At 58.0% G+C, this 21,972-nt stretch carries 16 protein-coding genes; 10 read left to right on the top strand and 6 right to left on the bottom strand.

Going from position 1 to position 21,972, the window contains the following annotated elements; all coding sequences use genetic code 11:
- Positions 1-77: 77 nt before the first annotated feature.
- The 6 genes from ACMGG1_RS12355 to dcp all read left to right on the top strand — a co-directional run bounded on the left by ACMGG1_RS12355 (position 78) and on the right by dcp (position 9,841).
- Entirely contained in the window at positions 78-1,253 is a 1,176-nt protein-coding gene (locus ACMGG1_RS12355; protein WP_020826775.1) for an ROK family transcriptional regulator, read from the top strand.
- Between the two features lie 309 nt (positions 1,254-1,562).
- Positions 1,563-2,894: a guanine deaminase gene (guaD, locus tag ACMGG1_RS12350; protein ID WP_262244209.1), complete on the top strand. Its 1,332-nt coding sequence runs from the start codon at positions 1,563-1,565 to the stop codon at positions 2,892-2,894.
- A complete protein-coding gene (xdhA, locus tag ACMGG1_RS12345) occupies positions 2,891-4,321 on the top strand; it encodes a xanthine dehydrogenase small subunit (protein WP_217331217.1) in 1,431 nt (476 codons plus the stop codon). The genes guaD and xdhA overlap by 4 nt, the downstream gene beginning before the upstream one ends.
- Complete coding sequence (gene xdhB / locus ACMGG1_RS12340; protein ID WP_262244208.1) at positions 4,314-6,707, top strand: xanthine dehydrogenase molybdopterin binding subunit; 2,394 nt, start codon at positions 4,314-4,316, stop codon at positions 6,705-6,707. Before xdhA ends, xdhB begins: the two co-directional genes overlap by 8 nt.
- The gene (xdhC, locus tag ACMGG1_RS12335; protein WP_262244207.1) at positions 6,700-7,473 is read left to right on the top strand and encodes a xanthine dehydrogenase accessory protein XdhC; all 774 of its coding nucleotides are present in this window, start codon (positions 6,700-6,702) and stop codon (positions 7,471-7,473) included. Before xdhB ends, xdhC begins: the two co-directional genes overlap by 8 nt.
- 166 nt (positions 7,474-7,639) lie before the next feature.
- The gene (gene dcp / locus ACMGG1_RS12330) at positions 7,640-9,841 is read left to right on the top strand and encodes a peptidyl-dipeptidase Dcp (RefSeq protein WP_130015691.1); all 2,202 of its coding nucleotides are present in this window, start codon (positions 7,640-7,642) and stop codon (positions 9,839-9,841) included.
- Between the two features lie 191 nt (positions 9,842-10,032).
- Here the strand turns inward: dcp and ACMGG1_RS12325 are convergent, their stop codons facing one another.
- The 5 genes from ACMGG1_RS12325 to ACMGG1_RS12305 all read right to left on the bottom strand — a co-directional run bounded on the left by ACMGG1_RS12325 (position 10,033) and on the right by ACMGG1_RS12305 (position 14,820).
- Positions 10,033-11,340, bottom strand: a complete 1,308-nt coding sequence (locus ACMGG1_RS12325) for an MFS transporter (protein WP_130015692.1) — start codon at positions 11,338-11,340, stop codon at positions 10,033-10,035.
- A gap of 118 nt (positions 11,341-11,458) precedes the next feature.
- Positions 11,459-12,100 carry an N-carbamoylsarcosine amidohydrolase gene (locus ACMGG1_RS12320; protein ID WP_414160699.1) on the bottom strand — a complete coding sequence of 214 codons (642 nt, stop codon included), beginning with the start codon at positions 12,098-12,100 and terminating at the stop codon, positions 11,459-11,461.
- A gap of 9 nt (positions 12,101-12,109) precedes the next feature.
- The gene (locus ACMGG1_RS12315) at positions 12,110-12,862 is read right to left on the bottom strand and encodes an Asp/Glu racemase (RefSeq protein ID WP_414160698.1); all 753 of its coding nucleotides are present in this window, start codon (positions 12,860-12,862) and stop codon (positions 12,110-12,112) included.
- 15 nt (positions 12,863-12,877) lie between these two features.
- Positions 12,878-13,672 (bottom strand): alpha/beta fold hydrolase, encoded by a 795-nt coding sequence (locus ACMGG1_RS12310; protein ID WP_116690531.1) that lies wholly within the window; start codon positions 13,670-13,672, stop codon positions 12,878-12,880.
- Positions 13,669-14,820: an FAD-dependent monooxygenase gene (locus ACMGG1_RS12305; protein WP_314725504.1), complete on the bottom strand. Its 1,152-nt coding sequence runs from the start codon at positions 14,818-14,820 to the stop codon at positions 13,669-13,671. Before ACMGG1_RS12305 ends, ACMGG1_RS12310 begins: the two co-directional genes overlap by 4 nt.
- 329 nt (positions 14,821-15,149) lie before the next feature.
- Here ACMGG1_RS12305 and ACMGG1_RS12300 point away from each other — a divergent pair, with 329 nt between their 5' ends.
- From ACMGG1_RS12300 to ACMGG1_RS12285, 4 genes are all read left to right on the top strand, one after another.
- Positions 15,150-16,208 (top strand): 2,5-dihydroxypyridine 5,6-dioxygenase, encoded by a 1,059-nt coding sequence (locus ACMGG1_RS12300; RefSeq protein ID WP_414160697.1) that lies wholly within the window; start codon positions 15,150-15,152, stop codon positions 16,206-16,208.
- A gap of 66 nt (positions 16,209-16,274) precedes the next feature.
- A complete protein-coding gene (locus tag ACMGG1_RS12295; RefSeq protein WP_142815246.1) occupies positions 16,275-16,748 on the top strand; it encodes a MarR family winged helix-turn-helix transcriptional regulator in 474 nt (157 codons plus the stop codon).
- A 203-nt stretch (positions 16,749-16,951) separates the two neighbouring features.
- Positions 16,952-17,494, top strand: a complete 543-nt coding sequence (locus tag ACMGG1_RS12290; RefSeq protein WP_020826788.1) for a (2Fe-2S)-binding protein — start codon at positions 16,952-16,954, stop codon at positions 17,492-17,494.
- Entirely contained in the window at positions 17,487-21,062 is a 3,576-nt protein-coding gene (locus ACMGG1_RS12285; protein WP_414160696.1) for a molybdopterin cofactor-binding domain-containing protein, read from the top strand. The genes ACMGG1_RS12290 and ACMGG1_RS12285 overlap by 8 nt, the downstream gene beginning before the upstream one ends.
- Positions 21,063-21,081: 19 nt before the next feature.
- Here ACMGG1_RS12285 and ACMGG1_RS12280 read toward each other — a convergent pair whose 3' ends face one another.
- Positions 21,082-21,963, bottom strand: a complete 882-nt coding sequence (locus ACMGG1_RS12280) for a LysR substrate-binding domain-containing protein (protein WP_414160695.1) — start codon at positions 21,961-21,963, stop codon at positions 21,082-21,084.
- Between the last annotated feature and the right edge of the window lie 9 nt (positions 21,964-21,972).

Genomic DNA, 21,972 nt, shown 5'->3' with positions numbered 1-21,972 from the left:
GATTTTTAAATCAATTTGATTGCTTTATTGGAGGGCACCATACTGCAAAGACGATTTCCCTTTCTGCATAGGCAGTTATGACGACTTCCGGCACTAACCTTGAACATGCTCGCGCACACAACCGGCGCGTAGTGATAGAGGCTATCCGTCTGCACGGAGAACTGACCCGTGCCGAAATTGCCCGGCTGACCTCACTGACGCCGCAAACCGTTTCAAACATCGCAACCGAGCTGGAACAGGCCGGCATTCTCTCCTCGCACCTGCCGCGTCGTGCCGGCGGGCGAGGTCAGCCGGCCACGCCGTTGACCCTTAACCCAGACAGTGCTTACTCCATCGGCATCCATCTGGATCACCAGTCCCTGCTGATGATCGTGGTTGATCTGTCAGGCAGCGTACGTTTCCACCGGCTGATTATGGTGCAAAAGCCGCAACCTGCTGCGACCTTGAAACTGATTTGTGATGTACTGCAAGAAATGCGCCAGCAGCCGGATCTGGCCTGGGGGAAAATGCTGGGGATCGGCGTAGTAATGCCGGGGCCGTTTGGCGTGGAAGGGATTTCGTCGGTGGGGCCGACCACGCTCAACGGTTGGGAAAATATCGATGTGGTGGCTGAACTTAACGCACAAAGCGGCCTGCCGGTGACGCTGGAGAACGATGCCACCGTCGCCGCCATCGGCGAGCGTTTGCACGGCGTAGCCAGACAGCTGAATTCGTTTATTTATTTGTATCTCGGTACCGGGCTTGGCGCGGGGATTTTCACCGATGGCCGAATTTATACCGGCCATGCGCACAATGCTGGTGAAGTCGGCCACATGATTGTGCAACCGGGCGGGCGCGCCTGCTACTGCGGTAACCAGGGCTGCCTGGAGCGTTATGTCTCTCTGCAGGCGGCCTACGAGAGCTGCGGGCTGGATCCGATGAGCGCCAGACCACAAGACTTGCTGGCATTACCGCAGTCGCAGATTGACACCTGGCTGGATTCGGCGGTGCCTGCGTTACGTCAGGCGATCAACATCGTCGAATGCATGTTTGACGCTGAAGCCGTGATTATCGGCGGCCTGATGCCGGAAAGCCTCGTGGCGCAACTGATCAAACGGTTGGTGCCGCTGCATCGCTCGGTGCGCAGCAAATACCTCGACGGCCTACGGGTGCGGCTGGGCACCACCGGTGCGGATACCGCCGCATTGGGGGCGGCGGCTCTGCCGCTGTTTGATGAATTCAATCCCCGTTATGAAGTGTTATTGAAGTCATAAAACCCATCCTCCGATTTATATTCTTGCCCAATAATGGTGCAGGCTAATCATTAATCCAATATAGCAAACGGTTGCTATTTAAGGGCAACCGTTTGCTTATATTCTGCTTATTTTTCGTTGGCTCGGAATATTGTTCGGTGAATTTTATCCTTCTGTTTTTAAACATAAATAGCCAATAAAAAACCGACTGGCACGCGGCTTGCTATTCTTAAATCAACATCTGCGATCGATAAAAAGACCGCCATCGCTCTCCAGGCTGAATTGACTCAGCCGGGTGCTGTGCGCTGGTCGGTAGAGAAGGAAAGCAAAATGAACATGCCATTCACCACGGCGATCCGTGGCAATTTTTTCGACATCGCGGCCTGCGTGGATCATCCGCAGCAATTAGGTCAGCAGCTGCGACATATTCCTGACGGGTTAATGCTGCTCCATGAAGGCGCGATTGCCTGGTTCGGCAGCTGGCAGCAGGGCGAATCGCTGTTGCCGCCGGGGTTTGAGGTCGCTCATTATCCGGACAAACTGATCGTGCCGGGTTTTATCGACACCCATATTCACTACCCGCAAACCGAAATGATCGGCGCCTATGGCGAGCAACTGCTGACCTGGCTGAAAAACTATACCTTCCCGACAGAAAGCCAATTTTGCTGCGAACGGCACTCAGACAAAATGTCGGCATTCTTTCTGCAGCAGCTGTTAAGCAACGGCACCACTACGGCGCTGGTATTTGGCACCGTGCATCCTCAGTCGGTTGAAGCGCTGTTCCGCCAGGCGGCGGCGCTGAACATGCGCTTGATTGCCGGTAAGGTGATGATGGATCGCCATGCGCCGGAAGCCTTGCTGGAAAGCCCGGAACAGAGCTACCGCCAAACGCGAGCGCTGATTGAGCGCTGGCACGGCAAACAGCGGCTGAGTTACGCCATTACGCCACGCTTTGCGCCCACCAGCACCCCGGCGCTGCTTGAGCAGGTGCAGCGGCTGCGCCAGGAATTTCCGGACGCCTACCTGCACACCCATCTGAGCGAAAATCTTGATGAAGTGGCCTGGGTGAAAGAGTTGTTCCCCGACAGCCGCAGCTATCTGGACGTGTACCAACAGTACGGGCTGACCGGAGAGAAAAGCGTGTTCGCCCACTGTTTGCATCTGGAAGAACAAGAGTGGGATTGCCTGTGCCAAACCCGTTCGGCGATCGCCTTTTGCCCAACCTCCAATCTGTTTCTGGGCAGCGGTTTGTTCAACCTGCAAAAGGCCTGGCAGAAGCAGGTCAGGCTGGGTATCGGCACCGACGTCGGGGCCGGGACCACCTTTAACATGCTGGAAACGCTGGGTGAGGCTTACAAGGTCGCTCAGCTGCAGCGCTATCAGCTTTCCGCCTGTGAAGCCTTCTACCACGCGACGCTGGGCGGAGCTCGAGCCCTGTCGCTCGACGACAAAATCGGCAACTTCGACGTGGGCAAAGAGGCGGATTTTGTGGTGCTGGATCCGGCCGTGTCACCGCTGCAAAAGTTGCGACATGAAAACAGCCGCGAACTGGCGGAGCAACTGTTTGTGTTGATGACCCTGGGTGACGATCGCAATGTTTATCGTACTTACGTCGACGGCAAAGTGGTGTTCCGAGCGGCCAAGTGCCAGGAGGCGGCATGATCCAGTTTCTGCTTAATCAAACCCTGAAAACAGAAACCGCACTCGATCCCAACACCACGGTGCTGAACTACCTGCGGCGTGACCTTGGCCGCTGCGGCACCAAAGAGGGCTGTGCCTCCGGCGATTGTGGCGCTTGTACCGTGGTGTTGGCCGAGCCGGAAGGCGATCGGCTGCGTTATCGCAGCGTTAATGCCTGTCTGACCTTCGTCAGCGCGTTGCACGGCAAACAGTTAATCACCGTAGAGGATCTGAAACAGCAGGGGGAATTGCACGGTGTGCAGCAGGCTATGGTCGACTGCCACGGCTCACAGTGCGGTTTTTGTACACCGGGTTTCGTGATGTCGATGTTCTGCCTGCAAAAAAACACAGCGTCCTATCAACGCGAACAGGCGCAGCAGGCACTGGCCGGCAACCTGTGCCGCTGTACCGGCTATCGCCCGATTTTGGCGGCGGCGCAGCAGGCGTGCGATAACCCTCAGCCAGACAGCTTCGACCACCACCAGCCACAAACGCTGCAACGGCTGCAGGCCATCCGTGCCGCAACGCCGCTGGAGGCTGACGGCAAGCGCTGTTTGCTGCCGCAGAGCCTCGATGAGCTGGCGCGGCTCTATCAACAGCACCCGCAGGCCAAGCTGCTGGCCGGCGGGACCGATCTGGCGCTGGAAATCACCCAGCGGCATCAGGATATCCCGCTGATCATCGCTATTGGCCAAATTGAGGCGCTCAGGCAGGTAAGCTGGCAGGGCGATCGTCTGGTGATTGGCGCCGGCGCCGCCTTGAGTGATTTGTATCCGATGTTGGCCAACTATCATCCGGCCTTTGGTGAACTGCTGGCGCGTTTTGCTTCCCAGCAGATCCGCAATCAGGGCACGTTGGGGGGCAATATTGCCAATGCTTCACCGATTGGCGACGGTGCGCCCTTATTGCTGGCGCTGGACGCGCTGCTGATCCTGCGCTGTGGTGCTACCCAGCGTGAACTGCCGTTGAACGACTTCTTCCTTGGCTACCGCCAAACCGCACTGCAGCCGGGGGAATTTATTGAAAGTATCGTACTGCCTGCCAGCGCACCGGCGGACTTTCGTGCCTGGAAAGTCTCCAAACGCCTGGAAGACGACATTTCGGCCGTGTGCGGCGCTTTCAATTTGACCTTTGATCAAGGCGTTATCCGCAGCGCCCGCGTGGCGTTCGGCGGCATGGCGGCGACCCCGAAACGCGCCGAACTCTGTGAGCAGCAACTGGTTGGGCAGCCCTGGCGGCGAGAAACCCTTGAGCAAGCGGCACAGGCGTTGGCGCAGGACTTTACGCCGCTGAGCGATTTCCGCGCCAGCAGCGCTTACCGTTTGCTGGTGGCACAAAACCTGCTGCGTCGCTACTTCATTGCGCTGACAGCGCCGCAGCTGGCAATAGAGGTGACCGCTCATGAGTAATCGCAAAGGGACCGAACACACCCAGGAACACCTGGCAGAACGTTTCCGCCAGTCGTTAACCAGCGGCGTAGGCCGCAGCCGCAAGCACGAGAGTGCCGACAAGCACGTCAGCGGTGAAGCGCAATACATCGACGACAGGCTTGAGTTTCCGAACCAATTGCATCTGGCGGCCAGGCTGAGCGAACGGGCACATGCGCAGATCGAAAAGCTGGACCTGTCAGCATGTTACGACTTTCCCGGCGTGGTAAGGGTGATCAGCTGGCAGGACGTACCGGGCGAACTGGATATCGCCCCTTTAACGCACGGCGATCCGCTGCTGGCGAAAGATAAGGTGGAATACGTCGGACAGGTCATTGCGGTAGTGGCGGCGGAAGATCCGGAAATTGCCTGGCGTGCCGCTCAGGCGATTAAAGTGACCTATCAGGATTTACCGGCACGGTTGGACGTCACTCAATCTTTACGGGAAGGCTTCTTGGTACAGGAAGCACATCGTCATCAACGGGGTGACGCCGACCGCGCGTTGGCGCAGGCGAAACACCGCATTCAGGGGGAGCTGCATGTCGGCGGTCAGGAACACTTTTATCTGGAAACCCAGATTGCGTCGGTGATGCCGGCCGAGGACGGCGGCATGCTGGTGTATTCCTCGACTCAGAACCCGACCGAGATCCAAAAGCTGGTGGCCTCGGTGCTCAACCTGCCAATGCACAGAGTGACAATCGATACGCGGCGCATGGGCGGTGGTTTTGGCGGTAAGGAAACGCAGGCTGCCGGTCCTGCGTGTTTGTGCGCCGTGATGGCGCATCTCACCGGGCGACCGGTCAAAATGCGCCTTAACCGCCGCGATGACATGTTGATCACCGGCAAGCGCCACCCGTTTTATATTCAATATGACGTAGGTTTCGACGACAGCGGGCTGCTGCACGGGGTGAAAATCAGCCTGGCAGGCAACTGTGGTTATTCGCTCGACCTTTCGGGTTCTATCGTCGATCGCGCCATGTTCCACGCTGATAATGCCTATTTTCTGGAAGATGTGCTGATTACCGGCCACCGCTGTAAGACGCATACCGCTTCCAATACTGCTTACCGGGGCTTTGGCGGGCCGCAGGGCATGATGGCGATTGAGCAGGTTATGGATCATATTGCACGCTATCTGGCGCTCGATCCGCTGGCGGTGCGAAAAACCAACTATTACGGCAAGGATCAACGCAACGTTACGCATTATCACCAGCCGGTGGAGCAGAACCTGCTGCAGGAAATCACCGCAGAGCTGGAGCAAAGTGCCGATTATCAGGCCCGCCGTCAGGCGATCCGGCAGTTCAACATGCAAAATCCAATCCTGAAAAAAGGGCTGGCGCTGACGCCGGTGAAGTTTGGTATTTCCTTCACCGCCGGCTTCCTTAACCAGGCAGGTGCGTTGGTGCTGGTGTACACCGATGGCAGCATTCAACTTAACCACGGCGGCACCGAAATGGGCCAGGGGCTAAACACCAAGGTGGCGCAGATTGTCGCCGAAGTGTTCCAGGTGGACATCGAACGTATTCAAATTACCGCTACCGATACCGGCAAGGTGCCGAATACCTCGCCGACGGCGGCGTCATCCGGCACGGATCTCAACGGCAAGGCGGCGGAGAATGCCGCGCTGATCATTAAACAGCGGCTGATCGAGATGCTGAGCAAACAGCATCAGGTCAGTGCGGAGCAGATTATTTTCAATAACGGCCAGGTCAAAGTGGCCGAGCGTTATTTCAGCTTCGAGCAGGTGGTTGAGCAGGCGTATTTCAATCAGGTTTCGCTCGCCAGCACCGGCTATTACCGCACGCCGAAAATTTTCTACGATCGCGACCAGGCCCGCGGTCACCCGTTCTATTACTTTGCCTACGGCGCGGCCTGCGCGGAGGTGGTGATCGACACCCTGACCGGCGAGTACAAACTGCTGCGCGCCGACATCCTGCACGACGTGGGCGACTCGCTGAACCCGGCAATCGACGTCGGTCAGGTCGAGGGGGGCTTTGTGCAGGGCATGGGCTGGCTGACCAGCGAAGAGCTGGTGTGGGACGAACAAGGGAAGTTGCTGACGAACGGGCCTGCCAGCTACAAAATCCCGGCTATCGGCAATGTGCCTGCCGATTTGCGCGTCAGGCTGCTGGAAAACCGCAAAAACCCCGAGGATACGGTATTTCATTCCAAAGCGGTGGGCGAGCCGCCGTTTATGCTGGGCATTTCGGTATGGTGCGCAATCAAAGACGCGGTCGCCAGCCTGGCGGATTACCGCCTGCAACCCAACATTGACGCACCGGCCACGCCGGAACGGGTGCTGTGGGGCGTGCAGCAGATGCTGGCAAGTGACATTGTCACTGAATTGACGCGGGAGAACGGCGATGGATGAATGGATTGAAGTACTGGCCGATCTGCGGCGACGCGGTGAACCTTGCGTATTGGTGACGCTGGTGGACGAACTGGGCTCCACGCCGCGCAACCGGGGTAGCAAAATGCTGGTAACCGCCGAACGTGCGGTGAATACCATTGGCGGCGGCCATCTGGAGTTTCAGGCATTGGCGATTGCCCGCGAAATGCTGCAACAGGCTGCGCCCCAGTTACGGCTGGAACGTTTCCCGCTGGCGGCGCGACTGGGCCAGTGCTGCGGCGGCACCACCAGCGTGCTGTTTGAGCCGATGATATCGCCGCGCCCGCAGATCGCTCTGTTTGGTGCCGGCCACGTCGGGCGCGCGCTGGTGAATATCCTCGCCACGCTGCCGTGCCGGGTGCGCTGGGTGGACGGCCGCGCGGCGGAATTCCCGCGGGTTATTCCCGCCGGGGTGCAGCAAGAAATCAGCGATGAGCCACTGGAGATCGTCGACGCCATGCCGCCGGGCAGTTTCTTTATCGTGATGACCCACGATCACGCGCTGGACCTGGCGCTGGCGGAGCGTATTTTGCGCCGTGGCGACGCAGGGTACTTCGGCCTGATCGGATCGCTGACCAAACGCAAACGCTTCGAATACAAGCTCGGCCAACGCGGCATCAGCGAAGCGGCGATCGCCGCCATGCGCTGCCCCCTGGGCCTGCCGGACGTGAAGGGCAAACTGCCGGCGGAGATCGCGGTGGCGGTGGCCGGAGAGGTTATTGCCTGCTACGGGCAAGGTTTACGCTGAAAAGGTTTTCATTAAACCGAAGGCCAAAAGCCTGATGCTTAGGCCAACTCAACATTCTAATCACTTGTTTTTGCTCAAACTGCCAACTGCGCCTAAGCTAGGATGTGGCCTGGGAACTGGGGTTCCCGCGCAATTTATTCTGTGAACATGGAGGAGTTTCGATTTGATGCGTTTATCTACATTGGTGTTGGCGATCGGCATGGCGCTGAGCTCGCAGGCACAGGCAGCAGAAACTAACCCGCACGCTGACCACACCGCGTTGCCGAGTGGTCAGGCGAAGGAGGCTAACGTGACCGGTGAAGCCAACCAGCACAACAATAAAAAGAACCAGAACCCGTTCTTCTACCAAAGTCGCCTGCCGTTCCAGGCGCCGCCGTTCAATTTGATTAAAGAGAGCGACTACGCCCCGGCAATTGATGCCGGTATCAAGCAAAAGCTGGAGGAAGTGGAGAAGATTGCCAACAACCCGGCCAAGCCTGATTTTAAAAATACCTTCGTGGCGCTGGAACAGTCTGGGGCGTTGCTGTCGCGCGTGATGAACGTGTTTAGTGCCATGACCTCGGCCAACACCAGCGACGCGCTGCAAAAGTTGGATGAAGAAAGCTCACCGAAGCTGGCGGCGCTGGACGATGCCATCATGCTCAACAGCAAGCTGTTCGCGCGTATCAAGACGATTTATCAGCAGCGTGATGCGCTGAAGCTGGATGCGGAATCTCGCCGCCTGGTGGAAGTCACTTACAAAAACTTCGAGCTGGCGGGGGCCAATCTCTCCGACGCCGATAAAACCAAGCTGAAGGCGCTGAACCAGGAAGCGGCGACGCTGAGTACCCAGTTCTCCAACAAGCTGCTGGCGGCGACCAAAGACGGTGCGCTGGCTATCGCCGACAAGGGTAAGTTGGACGGATTGTCTGAGAGCGAACTGGCCGCTGCCGCTCAGGCCGCCGGTGAGCGTAAGCTGGACAAGCAGTGGTTACTGGTATTGCAAAACACCACCCAGCAGCCGGATTTGCAAAGCCTGAAAAATCGAGACACCCGCAAGGCGCTGTTTGACGCTTCGTGGAACCGGGCAGAAAAGGGTGACGGCAACGACACTCGCCAGACGATTGCCCGCCTGGCCAAAGTCCGCGCCGAGCAGGCCAAGCTGCTGGGCTTCCCGAACTATGCCGCCTGGAAACTGCAAAACCAGATGGCCAAAACGCCGGATGCGGCGCTGAGCTTCATGCGTAATATCGTCCCGGCAGCCACTGCGCGTGCCGAACGTGAAGCCAAAGACATTCAGGCGGCTTCCGACCAGCAGAAAGGCGATTTCAAGGTTGCCGCCTGGGATTGGCAGTTCTATGCCGAACAGGTGCGCAAGGCGAAGTACGATCTGGATGAATCGCAGATCAAACCTTACTTCGAATTGGATAACGTGCTGAACAACGGCGTATTCTATGCCGCCAACCTGCTGTATGGCATCAGCTTCAAAGAACGTAAGGATATCCCGGTTTACCAGCCGGACGTGCGCGTGTATGAGGTGTTCGATAAAGACGGCAAATCGATGGCGCTGTTCTATACCGACTTCTTTAAACGCGACAACAAAGGCGGCGGCGCCTGGATGAGCAACTTCGTCGAACAGTCGAAGTTGAAAGGCACCAAACCGGTGATTTACAACGTCGCCAACTTCACCAAACCGGCACCGGGTCAGCCTGCATTGCTGTCGTACGATGACGTGATCACCATGTTCCACGAGTTTGGTCATGCGTTGCACGGTATGTTCGCCGATCAGGAGTACCCAAGCCTTTCAGGTACCAATACCGCACGTGATTTTGTCGAATTCCCCTCGCAGTTCAACGAGCACTGGGCCAGCGATCCTAAAGTCTTTGCGCATTACGCCAAACACTACAAAACCGGTGAGGCCATGCCGCAGGAACTGGTCGATAAAATCAAAAAAGCCGACAAGTTCAACAAGGGCTACGACATGACCGAGCTGCTGTCTGCGGCACTGTTGGATATGCACTGGCATATGCTGAGCGCCGATCAGCCGCAGCAGGACGTGGATAAATTCGAAGCCGAATCGCTGATGAAAGACAAGATCGATCTCAGCTACGTGCCGCCACGCTATCGCTCAAGCTACTTCAAACACATCTGGGGTAACGGCTATGCCGCCGGTTATTACGCCTATCTGTGGACTGAAATGCTGGCGGATGACGCCTTCCAGTGGTTCAGCGAGCACGGTGGGCTGACGGCGGAGAACGGCCAGCGTTTCCGCGATATGGTGCTGTCACGCGGCAATAGCCAGGATCTGGAGAAGTTGTACGTCGAGTGGCGCGGTAAAGAACCGAGCATCGAGCCGATGTTGATCAACCGCGGTCTTAAAGACGAATAACAGTTCGCGGCATAACCCAAAACTCCCAGAAGGGCGCAAGTTTCTTGCGTCCTTTTTTTCGTCGGGACATAGCTGAAACGAGGCTCTATCATGCGCCGGATATTTTGGCCCGTGAGCAATCAAGCACAAAAATGGCAGACCGATCCTGTGGTTGCCAATAAGTCAGGCCCCGCGAGCGGGGCCCAACGTCCTCAGCGGTTAACCACCTTGGCAGGCAATGCAACTACCAGCAATGAACTGATCAGCAGACACCCGGCGAATGCCCACAGAGCGCCGCCGCTTTTACCGGTCAGGTCCAATGCCAGCCCCATCAGCGAGTTACTCACTAACCCGGCAATGTTTGCCAGCGAACAGGCCAGCGCGAAGCCGGTTGCCGCTGCTGTGCCGCGCAGAAAGGTGGCCGGCAGGCTGAAAAACACCGGTACCGCACCGATGATTGCGGCCTGCGCAACAGAGAACAGCAACACCGTGGCGATCACGTTATGGGTGAAGAACGTGCTGCCGGCCATCGCCATCGCGCCGACAATAAAGGGCACGATGATGTGCCAGCGACGCTCACGCATGCGGTCGGAACTGGTACCGATCAGCAACATCCCCAGCAGGGCAGCTACGCTCGGTAATGCAGTCAGCAGGCCGATGGTAGTGATGTTGGTCACGCCGGCAGTCTTGATAAAGGTTGGCATCCAAAAGCCCATGGCATAGGCGCTAAGCAGGATCGAGAAGTCAATGCCACCCAACATCCACACTTTGAGGTTAAAGAAACCGTCGCGAAAACTGTGCTTGCTGTGGCTGGCTTCGGCGTCGTCCTGGGCCAGATCGTCTGCAATGCGTTGTTTTTCGTCCTCGGACAGCCATTTGGCCTGTCGATAGTTGTTCGGCAGCACCCAGAACGTGAGTACGCCCAACAATACGCTGGGAATGCCTTCCAGCAGAAACAGCCATTGCCAGCCGTGCAGCCCGTGGCGCATATCAAAATGTCCCATGATCCAGCCAGACAGCGGGCCGCCAAGCACGCTAGACAGGGGCAGGCCGATCATGAACAGCGCAATGATGCGGCCGCGACGGTAAGTCGGGAACCACAGCGTCAGATAATACAGTACTCCTGGCAGGAAGCCGGCTTCCGCTACGCCAAGTAAAAAGCGGATGATGTAAAACTGGTTGGGGGTGGTGACAAACATCGTACAGGCGGAAAGCAGGCCCCAGGTGATCATGATGCGGGCAATCCACACCTTGGCGCCGACGCGCTGCAGGATCAGGTTACTCGGCACTTCAAAAAGGATATAGCCGACAAAGAACAGCCCGGCGCCCAGCCCGAAGGCGGCCTCGCTAAGTTGCAATTGGTCGGCCATCTGCAACTTGGCCAAACCGACGTTGATGCGGTCGAGATAGGCGGCCAGATAGCACAAACAGAGGAACGGGATCAGCTTCCAGGTGATTTTGCGGTACAGAAGCGATTCTGCTCCCGCTTTCCCGGTTAACGGGGTTTCAACAATGGCCATGATGATGTCTCCAGGTGGTGCATGGTGGCCTCCGGAGGAGGAGCGTTGTGTGTTTGCTTTTGAGGCGCTTTCCGCGCCTTCTTTATTGTTCAGCTCTCCGTGCAGGTGAAGCTCTGGGTTACAGCCGGTTCAGATAATCGAGGGCCTCCTTTTTAGTCACGACGTCACCGTATTTACTGTCGATGTCGAACAGATTGGCCTCATGCGGCCCGGGGTGACGATCGCCTACGCATTCCCGCACGACGATGGTGCGGAACCCGTGCTGTACCGCGTCCACTGCGCTGGCACGGATACAGCCGCTAGTGGAGCAACCGGCCAACAGCAGGGTATCGACGCCCAGCGCCACCAACATCGGGGCCAAAGAGGTGCCGAAAAAGGCGCTGGCATACTGTTTGCTTAATACCACTTCTGCGGCCAGAGGAGTTACCTGCGTGCAAAAAGCCGCCAGCGGGTTGCCTTCCACCATGTCCTTCATAACCGGAGCTTTTTTCACCCAAATGCCGCCATCGGCAAAATGCCCCGCATGATAGCGGATATTGGTGTGAATCACCGGAATTCCCGTTTGGCGAGCGGTGGCCAACAGCGCCACGCTCTCGTCGACCGCGCTGACCACGCCGGGAGCGAACAGCGGTGCACCCTCGGTTGTGTAGCCCTGCATAAAGTCGATCATCAGCAGGGCCGGATGTCGGCCGAAGCCGATGCGGTTGCCCCAGACGCCGCTGTAATTATCGGTGAGTGAGTTATCGGCTGCGGATGCCATAGTTGCTCCTTAATAGGCGCCGGACAGCAGGGCACCTGCGCCGGGAACGATCGGCTCCAGCTCCAGTGCGGTCAGCATGGCGTAAGTGGTTGCGATGGCGGCGGTCAATACCGGTTTGCCGGTTTGTGCTTCAACGGTAGCCACCGCCGGTAAGGACGGCATTTGCACGCAGGCGGACAGCACGATGGCGTCAACGTCGTTCAGATCCATCTCGGCGACAATGCCCGGCAGTTTGGCCGGGTCATGGCGTCCCACGGCCAGATTGTCGGCAATCTCCAGTGCCCGCCATACCTTGACCTCAATACCCTCGTGCTCGATATAGTCCACCACCATTTGGGTCAGGGGTTTCATGTAGGGGGCGACTAACGCAATGCGTTTGGCCCCCAGCACTTTCAGACCGTTGACCAGCGCTCCGGCGCTGCTGATGACCGGAGCGCCGGCGTTATTATCTTGCGTCACCTGTGCCAGTCGAGCCTGTGACTCACGGTGATAGCCCAGCCCCATCGACATGATTGCCACCAGGCAGGCATAACCGAGCACGTCGACTTGTGCGTCGGAAAGTTCCAGAGCACAACGGTCGGATTCGGCGTCCATCGCCGCCAACTCCGCCTTGCTGACGTGTTTCATGCGCATGCGGCTGGAGTGAAAGGTGAAACGCTCCGGGCGGATTAGCTGACGAGCGTTCAGCATCGCCGGAATTTCGGTTTCCATCGTGGTGTTGGAGCTGGGGACGATTTGGCCGATACGGTAATTTTTAGTCATGACACCACTCCTTAATTAATCCAGAAAATTGCCCAGAGCACGGAAGAAACCGTCAAAGTCGTCCCACGGGATCATATGTCCGGCATTTTCAACGTGCGCGAGAGTTATCTCTGGCTGCAATGCGCGGATCTCCGCCTCGTCTTCCTGCTGGATCACGCCGCCAAGGCCCGCGACCATCAGTAATGTCGGCATGCTCAACGCGGGATAATCGCGATGACTATCGACCTGATGGAAATCTTCATAGGCGCGTTGGATGGCCGGTTCATAGCAGGTGTGCAGCCATTCGGCACGCAGTTGGCGCTGCGATTCGCTCCAGTTGGGGCAGTAAGTGCGCATCTGTTCGGCGTTCATACCCAACAGTGACTGACGGATCGAATCGACATACCAGGGCCACTTGCCCGGATATTCACGACGACCGGGACCGGAAACTGGCGGGTCGATCAGCACCAGCCGTCGCACCCCTGCCGGATGGAGCGCGGCAGCGCGTAAGGCAAAGCGCGCCCCCATTGAATGACCGAGCAGGGCGTAGTTTTCCAATTGCAAAGCGCAAGCGAAAGAGGTTATGTCCTGGGCACAGGTTTCGGCGTCATAAGCCAGGTCCGGTCCGCTGGCGGATAGACCGCGCCCACGCACGTCCAGCACGTAGGTGTCGTACTTTTCAGCCAGTCGTTCGGCGACGAAGCCCCAGGTGATCGCCGGGCTGGTGATGCCGGGGATCAGGATCACCACCGGGCCTTGCCCGCCGTAGCGCAGATAGTGCTGGCGAATGCCGTTGGCCTGCACGTTGGCGCCATACAGAAAGTGGCTCATGCGGCGTTCTCCGATTTCAGCGTTTGCGCGTACAGGTCATAGCCGTAAACCCAGGCGGGATCTTCCTGCGTGCGCAGGAAGGTATTGGCATTGGATACCGCCTGCACGCGAGAAGCCCGCTCTTTGCGGTTGGCTTCATACAGTTGGAAAGCGGTGCGATAGTCGGTCAGGCCGGTTTCCTGCAGACAACGCGCCAGCATGGCGGCGTCTTCGATCGCCATGGCTGCGCCCTGAGCCATGTGCGGCTTCATCGGGTGGCAGGCATCGCCAAGCAGTACCATGCGGCCTTCGCTCCACAACGGCAGCGGTTTACGGTTCAGCAACGGCCATTTGGTGACCTGTTCGCTGGACTCGATCAATGCCTGCACAATCGGGTGATAACCAGCGAAGGTTTCGTACATTTCCTCGCGGCTGCTGTCGATAAAGCTGCCCTGGAAATCCCATGCCGGGTGCGGCACGCCGCTGACGTAGTAGTATTCGTCGCGCTTTTGGGTGGTGTAATAGACCATCAAGTGACGATCCGCCGACCACCATTTAACGCAGTCTTCAAAACTCAGGTTGTATTTGGCCAGTTTATCGCCGCGGATCAACGCCCGGTGCGCCACCCAACCACTGTAGGTAGGGGCTTCAGTGCCCAGCAGGTGTTCGCGAATGCGGGAATTGATGCCGTCGGCGCCAATCACGATGTCTGCACTGGCCTGAGTACCGTCGGCAAAATTCAGCACCACATGGTTTTCGCGCTCTTCAATCTTGCTCAGGTGCTTGCCAAAATGCACGCTGCCCGGTTGCAGTGCCGCCATCTGCAAGGCCTGCAGATCGCCGCGGTGTACCGTCACGTAAGCGGCACCGTACTCTTTGCGGGCAAATGCCCCCAGTTCGATGCGAGATAGATAATCACCCGTTTCGGCGTCGCGGCTGAACCAGAAGTCCGGGTGAGACGCCATTTGCTCCAAGGGTTGTTCAATGCCGAGACGGCGGAAAATCTTCAATACGTTTGGCCCCATATGGATACCGGCACCCAATCGTGAAAACACCGGACTCTGTTCGTACAGGTCGACGGTAAAGCCCGCTTTTTGCAGCAGACCGGCGGCGGCGGCGCCACCCAAACCGGCGCCGACTACGGCAATGCGTTGTTGTTTGCTCATCATTTTTCCCCTGACTGTTGGTTTTTTTACCTGCCATCCGCTGCGATAACGGATAATCGATTTATAGTGTATACGCTAAATAACGCAAAGTTGCACAAGTGTTAATTTTGACTTGGCTCACGCTAATCGGTCGCCATTTTCTGTTAATCTTATGTTAATCACAGGATGGTAAGGGCTTAAAATAGGATTTGCTTATAGGTGTCTCGGGCTTCTTGCTTCCGGTGGGTTTTTAGTCTTAGATAATTAAAAGAGTGTATTCACTGTAATTTGTACAAAATAACCTCGTTGGCGCCGGGCGCGTCGACCCCTTTAGGCAAAACAGGAGATACCGCATGGCGGTCAATGATAGTCAGTTGGTTCAGCTGTTCGAGCAGGTGCTTACGCTGTCAAAGGTTGATGCTTCGCAAAGCGTGGCGATCCTGAAAAGTCACTATTCCGATGTGCGCACGGTACGCGCAGCTACCGATGCTGCACTGCGATTGGGCGCTAAGGTTTATGCGGTGGAGTTGCCCTCGTTTAACCATCCGCGCGCCATGGGCAACGACATGACTGCTTATTGCGGTGATACGGCATTGACCGGCAACCATGCGGCTCAGCGCGCGTTGGAGGCCGCCGATCTGGTGGTCGACACCATGATGTTGCTGCACTCGCCGGAGCAGGAGCAAATCCTTAAGACCGGCACGCGTATTTTGCTGGCGGTCGAGCCGCCGGAGGTGTTGGCACGGATGTTGCCTAATGCGGAAGACAAAGCGCGAGTGTTGGCGGCGGCTGCCGTGCTGGAACAGGCAAAATTAATGCAGGTGAAATCTGTCGCCGGCAGCGATTTTCGCGCCCCGCTGGGGCAATACCCCACGGTAACCGAATACGGTTACGCCGACGAACCGGGACGTTGGGATCACTGGCCAAGCGGCTTCCTGTTCACCTGGCCGAATGAGGAACAGGCCGAAGGGGTACTGGTGCTGGATGTGGGCGATATCCTGCTGCCGTTCAAGTGCTATGCGCGGGAACGGATCACGCTGGAGATAGACAAGGGCTTTGTGACGCGTATTCACGGGGGGTTTGAGGCGGAATATCTTCGGGAGTACATGAAATATTTCAACGATCCGGAAGTGTACGGCATCTCGCACATCGGCTGGGGCTTACAGCCACGTGCACAGTGGACGGCGATGGGGCTGCACGACAAAAACGACGGGATGTGTATGGATGCACGTGCTTTCTACGGCAACTTCCTTTTTTCCACCGGGCCGAATACCGAAGTCGGTGGTACGCGTAAAACGCCGTGCCACATGGATATCGCGCTGCGCCATTGCGACATTAGCCTGGACGGCACGACGGTAGTCGCGGATGGCGAAGTGGTGGCTCCTGCGGCGTCCCGAGTAAGCCAGGGCTAACCTTGCTGCTAAACGCGGGGGTTTGTACTATTCTCGGTGGTTTCCATAGATGGTGAGAGTAACGCAATGACGCCCCCCGAATACCCGGCTGCAGAAAACGGCAAGACCGAAAATTATCATTTTACTGAACAAGTCGGGCACCTGCTTCGTAAGGTTTACCAGCGCCATGTGGCTATCTTTCAGCAGAACGTTGGCGATTCGCAGCTGACCGCGGTGCAGTTTATTACCCTGTGCGCGGTGCGTGACATGGGCCCGAGTTCGCTAACTGAGCTGGTGCAGGTGACGGCGGTCGATCAGGCCACCATTCGCGGCATTGTCGAGCGCCTCAAAGCGCGTGAACTGATCACCGTTATGCCGGATCCTGTCGACCGGCGCAAAGTGGTGGTCGGGCTGACTGATACCGGTGCCGATCTGTTGAGGGAAACGGTGCCGCATGCGGCGAAGATCACAGAATTAACCTTCGGCGCGCTCAATCCGGCCGAACGTATAGCACTGATGTTCCTGCTCAATAAAATGCTGGAAGACCAGCCACCCGGCTGATTCGCCCCGCGCAACTGCTGTTGTCTGGTGAGTGCGGTGGCGGCGAGGTCACGGCCCACAATTCATACCCTATAGCTTTCAAGTTGCAGCCAGGCTGGCAGCTTGCCCACTCTCAAGTCAGTAACTGGGATGAGCAAGTGCGGCAACGACGCAGCGACGTGAAAGATGACGGGTATCACCAGAGCGCAGGCGGAGACGCGAGAATGGCGATATCTGAAGTGCAATCGCCCAGGGAAGGCGCGGTAAAAACGCTGACGGAGCATCCATTGATGCTGTCGGTAAATGGCGAAAATATTCATACCTGGGTGATGGCGGATACGCCTCTGTTATTGGTGTTACGCAACGATTTGGCGCTCAATGGCCCAAAGTACGGCTGCGGCCTCGGAGAGTGCGGCGCATGCACCGTATTGGTTGACGGCATTGCCGCACGCTCCTGCGTGATCCCGGCTCTGGGTGTGACCGGCCGTGAGGTCACCACGCTGGAAGGACTGGGCGATCGCCAACATCTGCATCCGGTGCAGCGCGCTTTTATTGAGGAACAGGCGGCGCAGTGCGGTTATTGCCTGAACGGCATGATCATGACCACCAAAGCCCTGTTGGATCGAAATCCCTCGCCCAGCGACACAGAAATCCGTCAGGCACTGTCCGGCAATCTGTGTCGTTGCGGCACCCATATCGAAATCCTGCGTGCGGTTCAGCGCGCTATCACTCTGTATCGCAACGAGGAAACCTCGTCCCATGACTGATACCCATTCCTCATTGCCGAGTCAGGCGGAGCTATTGCAGCGCCAGGGCACATTGCTGATTGTCGATCAGATCCAACCGCCGCCAGGGCTGGTACCGAAAGGTCAGACGCCGAGCCTGAAACCCAAAGAACAAGGGTTGTTTATTGCCATTTGCGACAGCGGTGAGGTTTATGCCTTCAACGGCCATGTCGATCTGGGCACTGGCGTGCGCACCGCATTAGGTCAGATTGTCGCCGAAGAGCTTTACCTGCGCATGGATCAGGTGCGCATGGTGCTGGGCGACACTGAAAGCACGCCGAATCAGGGGGCGACTATCGCCAGTGCCACCCTGCAGATTTCGGCGGTACCCCTGCGTAATGCCGCCGCCGAAGCGCGCCGCTGGTTGCTGCAGCAGGCGGCACAACGTTTTGACTTCAGAGTAGAGCAACTGACGCTGGACGACGGCATCGTTGTTAGCCCTGACGGGCAAAGGCTGAGCTATGGCGAACTGGTGGCTGGTGTACATATTGCATTAACGATAAGCGGTGATGCGCCGCTTAAGCCGCAGGCCGAGTACCGTTTGGTGGGTACCAGCACCGCACGTGTCGATATCCCGGCCAAGGCCACAGGCGAATCCACCTATGTGCACGATATGCGGCTGCCGAACATGTTACACGGGCGGGTGGTGCGACCGCCGTATGCGGGCTACGACAGCGGTGAGTTTGTCGGCACCAGCCTGCTGGCGGTGGACGAACGATCGATTGCCCATATTCCCGGCATCGTCAAGCTGGTGGTGATAGAAGACTTTATCGGCATTGTTGCCGAGCGCGAGGAGCAGGCGATCAAGGCGGCACAGGCGCTGCAGGTGAGCTGGAAAGACTGGCGGCGTAACCTGCCGCAGATGACCGATGTGGCTCAGGCGCTGCGCGATAATCCCCATTCGACGCGGGTGGTGCATGATACCGGCAACGTGGATACAGCGTTGGCTGCCGCCGACCGACGCTTTACCCGCAGTTATCTTTGGCCATATCAACTGCATGCGTCTATTGGCCCGTCCTGCGCATTGGCAGATTACCAACCACAGCAACTGCGGGTGTGGTCGGGCAGCCAGAACCCGCACTTGTTGCGCGCCGATCTTGCCTGGCTGCTGGAGTACCCGGAAAATCAGATTGAAATCATCCGCATGGAGGCCGCCGGCTGTTATGGTCGTAACTGCGCCGATGATGTCTGTGCGGATGCGGCGCTGCTGTCGCGAGCGGTAGGCCGTCCGGTACGGGTGCAGCTAACCCGTGAGCAGGAACACCTGTGGGAACCGAAGGGCACTGCGCAACTGATGGAGGTTGACGGTGGGTTGGACGCCGCCGGTGATCCGGTCGCCTATGATTTTCGCACCTATTATCCTTCCAACGGTGCACCTACCCTGGCGCTGTTGCTGACCGGAAGGGTGGAGCCGGTGCCGGTGGCTTATGAGATGGGGGATCGCACTTCGGTACCGCCCTATGAATATCCGGCGTTGCGCGTCAGCATTGAGGATATGGCACCGATTGTCCGCGCTTCCTGGATGCGGGGCGTATCGGCACTGCCGAATACCTTCGCGCACGAGTCCTATATTGACGAACTGGCTATCGCCGCCGGCGTCGATCCGCTTGAATATCGGCTGCGTTATATCAAGGATCAGCGTGCCACCGAACTGATGCGCAGTACCGCCGAACGTGCTGGCTGGACGCCGCATACCGAACCTATGCAAACCCCGGCGGAAGACGGCGTACTGCGTGGACGAGGCTTTGCCTATGCGCGTTATATTCACAGTAAGTTTCCCGGTTTCGGTGCCGCGTGGGCCGCCTGGGTCGCCGACGTTGCTATCGACAAAGTCAGCGGCGAAGTGGCGGTCACGCGGATTGTGGTCGGGCACGACGCCGGCATGATGGTCAATCCGGACGGCGTACGTCACCAGATCCACGGCAACGTTATCCAGTCGACCAGCCGGGTGCTAAAAGAGCGAGTGACCTTCGAAGAATCCACGATCTCCAGCAAAGAATGGGGGGCTTACCCGATCCTGACTTTCCCGGAGGTGCCGGAGGTGGATGTCGTGATGATGCCACGCCCTTACGATCCGCCATTGGGGGCCGGTGAGTCTGCCTCGGTGCCCAGCGCGGCAGCCATCGCCAATGCGGTGTTTGACGCCACCGGTATTCGGTTTCGCGAGTTGCCGATCACCTCTGATCGACTGCGCGAGGCGTTGAACGGTCCGGATAGTCAGCGGCAGCCGTCAACGCAGCCAGTCAAAACCAAACGCAGTAAATGGTGGTTTGGTGGCGTGGCCGGGATTTTAGGGGCCGCGCTGGGTGTTGCGACGACGGCACTGCCATGGCGTGCCGAAATTGCGCCGGTGGCTACCCCTGGCTCAGGTACCTGGTCTACCGCGACCCTGGAAAGGGGGCGTCAGTTGGCCGCTGCCGGGGATTGCGCGGTATGCCATACCGCCTCGGAAGGGCTAACCAATGCCGGGGGGCGGGCGATGGAAACTCCGTTTGGAACCCTGTACAGCACCAATATCACCCCAGATGTGGAAACCGGTATTGGCAACTGGTCGTTTACCGCGTTCGACCGGGCGATGCGTCAGGGCATCAGCCGCGATGGCAGGCATTTGTATCCGGCATTTCCCTATACGGCGTTCAGTAAGATGACCGAGGGTGACATGCAAGCGCTGTATGCCTATATGATGTCGCAACCGGCGGTGGTGCAAAGTACCCCGGCTAATCAGATGCGTTTTCCGTTCAATATGCGTCCGTTAATGGCCGGCTGGAATGCGCTGTTTCTCCGCCAGGGCGAATTTCAGTCAAATCCGACGCAAAGCGCGCAGTGGAACCGTGGCGCTTACCTGGTTAACGGGTTGGGCCATTGTGCCGCCTGCCATTCCCCGCGCAATCTAATGGGCGCTGAAAAGGGCGGCAGCAACTTTTTGGCGGGGGCGATGGTGGATGGCTGGGAAGCGCCGGCATTAAACCAATTGGCCAATGCGGACAAATCCTGGACCGAAGAGCAGCTATTCCAGTATTTGCGTAGCGGTCATTCTGCCGAGCACGGCGTCGCGGCCGGCCCGATGGGGCCGGTGGTCGGCGAACTGGCCACACTGCCGGAAACCGACGTTCGAGCGATGGCCAATTACCTGATTTCATTGAGCAACCCGACCGGATTGAACCTGGAACCGCAGGCTAAACCGGCTGCCACTCTTTCTACCGCCGTAGGGCAATTGGGCGGAGAACGTCTGTTTCAGGGCGCTTGCCAAGCCTGTCACAGCGCCGCCAGCGGCGGGCCGCAGCTGTTTGGCGTCAGCCCGGACTTGGCGAACAACACCAATATATTCAGCGAGCGGCCGGATAACCTGATTAACGTGATTTTGCAGGGGATTTCCAAACCGGCTACCGCTGATTTGGGCTTTATGCCTGGATTCAAAGACAGTTTTTCCGATCGTCAAGTGGCTGATCTGGTGAATTATCTACGGCAGCATTATGCCGGGGACAAACCGGCATGGCGCGATGTCGAAACGCAGGTTGCCAGGCTACGTGCCAATCCGGGCAGCCATTAACTGTGGTTAAAAAACGGCGCTATTGCGGCTGCAGGAAAGCGATAAGCCGCTGCGCCGGTAGCGGTAACTGGGCCAACTGACGCACGACAATCGACAGCTGGCGTGTGGCCCAGGTATCGTCCAGCGCAAGAATTCTGACTTGCATGCCCGGCCATTGCCGGGCGATCTCCTCCGGTACCACGGCGATACCGGCACCACGCGTCACCATCCGACACACCACTTCAAAGCTTCCTGCACGGGCGCGTAAACGCATTGGGCCGCCGTTGCGTAGGGCGTGTTGCGCCAAATGTTGCTGCAGCGCGCTGTCGTCGCTTAAGCCAATAAAGTCATATGCCAGCGTTTCGCTAAAACTGACGCTGGCGCGGCCGGCTAACGGATGATCGACCGGTAGCGCCAGCACCAGGCGATCCTGGCGGAACGGGTAGCTTTCCAGCCCGCGCAGGTCGGCGTGGTTGGCGACAATGCCGATATCCGCAGTCTGATCGAGGATCGACTGGCTGATCGCCGTGCTGGGCAACTCTTCCAACGCAATGTCCGTCTGTGGGTTAAGCAGCAGATAGTCGGCCAGCAGCTCCGGGAGAAAAGCGCTGGCGGCGACGGTATTGGCCAGAATACGCGAATGGCAGGCGTTGCCCGGGGAAAACTCTGCCATATCCCCCCGTAGCCGTTCGCTTTGCTGTAACAACAGACGAGCATGGCCCAACAGGCGTTCACCGGCCTGAGTGGTTTGTACTCCCCGCGCGCCGCGGGCCAAAAGCTGAATACCAGCCTGTTGCTCCAGTCCGCGAATGCGGGCACTGGCCGATGCCAGCGACAGGCAGGCACGATCGGCCCCGGCGGTGATGCTGCCCGCCTCTGCCACGGCGATAAACAGCCGCAGGTCGGTAAAATCGAAATGCATCGGCTTCTC

Origin of the sequence: Serratia sp. BNK-12 (assembly GCF_047456085.1) — a bacterium.
GTDB classification, from domain to species: Bacteria; Pseudomonadota; Gammaproteobacteria; order Enterobacterales; family Enterobacteriaceae; genus Serratia; species Serratia liquefaciens.
Note: the sequence above shows the minus strand (reverse complement) of the source record. Positions and strands in the feature narration are given on the sequence as shown.

What these genes read in the sequence shown, in the direction of transcription:
- ACMGG1_RS12355 (WP_020826775.1), top strand. Translation starts at nt 78, where the DNA reads ATGACGACTTCCGGCACTAACCTTGAACATGCTCGCGCACACAACCGG.
- guaD (WP_262244209.1), top strand. Translation starts at nt 1,563, where the DNA reads ATGAACATGCCATTCACCACGGCGATCCGTGGCAATTTTTTCGACATC.
- xdhA (WP_217331217.1), top strand. Translation starts at nt 2,891, where the DNA reads ATGATCCAGTTTCTGCTTAATCAAACCCTGAAAACAGAAACCGCACTC.
- xdhB (WP_262244208.1), top strand. Translation starts at nt 4,314, where the DNA reads ATGAGTAATCGCAAAGGGACCGAACACACCCAGGAACACCTGGCAGAA.
- xdhC (WP_262244207.1), top strand. Translation starts at nt 6,700, where the DNA reads ATGGATGAATGGATTGAAGTACTGGCCGATCTGCGGCGACGCGGTGAA.
- dcp (WP_130015691.1), top strand. Translation starts at nt 7,640, where the DNA reads ATGCGTTTATCTACATTGGTGTTGGCGATCGGCATGGCGCTGAGCTCG.
- ACMGG1_RS12325 (WP_130015692.1), bottom strand. Translation starts at nt 11,340, where the DNA reads ATGGCCATTGTTGAAACCCCGTTAACCGGGAAAGCGGGAGCAGAATCG.
- ACMGG1_RS12320 (WP_414160699.1), bottom strand. Translation starts at nt 12,100, where the DNA reads ATGGCATCCGCAGCCGATAACTCACTCACCGATAATTACAGCGGCGTC.
- ACMGG1_RS12315 (WP_414160698.1), bottom strand. Translation starts at nt 12,862, where the DNA reads ATGACTAAAAATTACCGTATCGGCCAAATCGTCCCCAGCTCCAACACC.
- ACMGG1_RS12310 (WP_116690531.1), bottom strand. Translation starts at nt 13,672, where the DNA reads ATGAGCCACTTTCTGTATGGCGCCAACGTGCAGGCCAACGGCATTCGC.
- ACMGG1_RS12305 (WP_314725504.1), bottom strand. Translation starts at nt 14,820, where the DNA reads ATGATGAGCAAACAACAACGCATTGCCGTAGTCGGCGCCGGTTTGGGT.
- ACMGG1_RS12300 (WP_414160697.1), top strand. Translation starts at nt 15,150, where the DNA reads ATGGCGGTCAATGATAGTCAGTTGGTTCAGCTGTTCGAGCAGGTGCTT.
- ACMGG1_RS12295 (WP_142815246.1), top strand. Translation starts at nt 16,275, where the DNA reads ATGACGCCCCCCGAATACCCGGCTGCAGAAAACGGCAAGACCGAAAAT.
- ACMGG1_RS12290 (WP_020826788.1), top strand. Translation starts at nt 16,952, where the DNA reads ATGGCGATATCTGAAGTGCAATCGCCCAGGGAAGGCGCGGTAAAAACG.
- ACMGG1_RS12285 (WP_414160696.1), top strand. Translation starts at nt 17,487, where the DNA reads ATGACTGATACCCATTCCTCATTGCCGAGTCAGGCGGAGCTATTGCAG.
- ACMGG1_RS12280 (WP_414160695.1), bottom strand. Translation starts at nt 21,963, where the DNA reads ATGCATTTCGATTTTACCGACCTGCGGCTGTTTATCGCCGTGGCAGAG.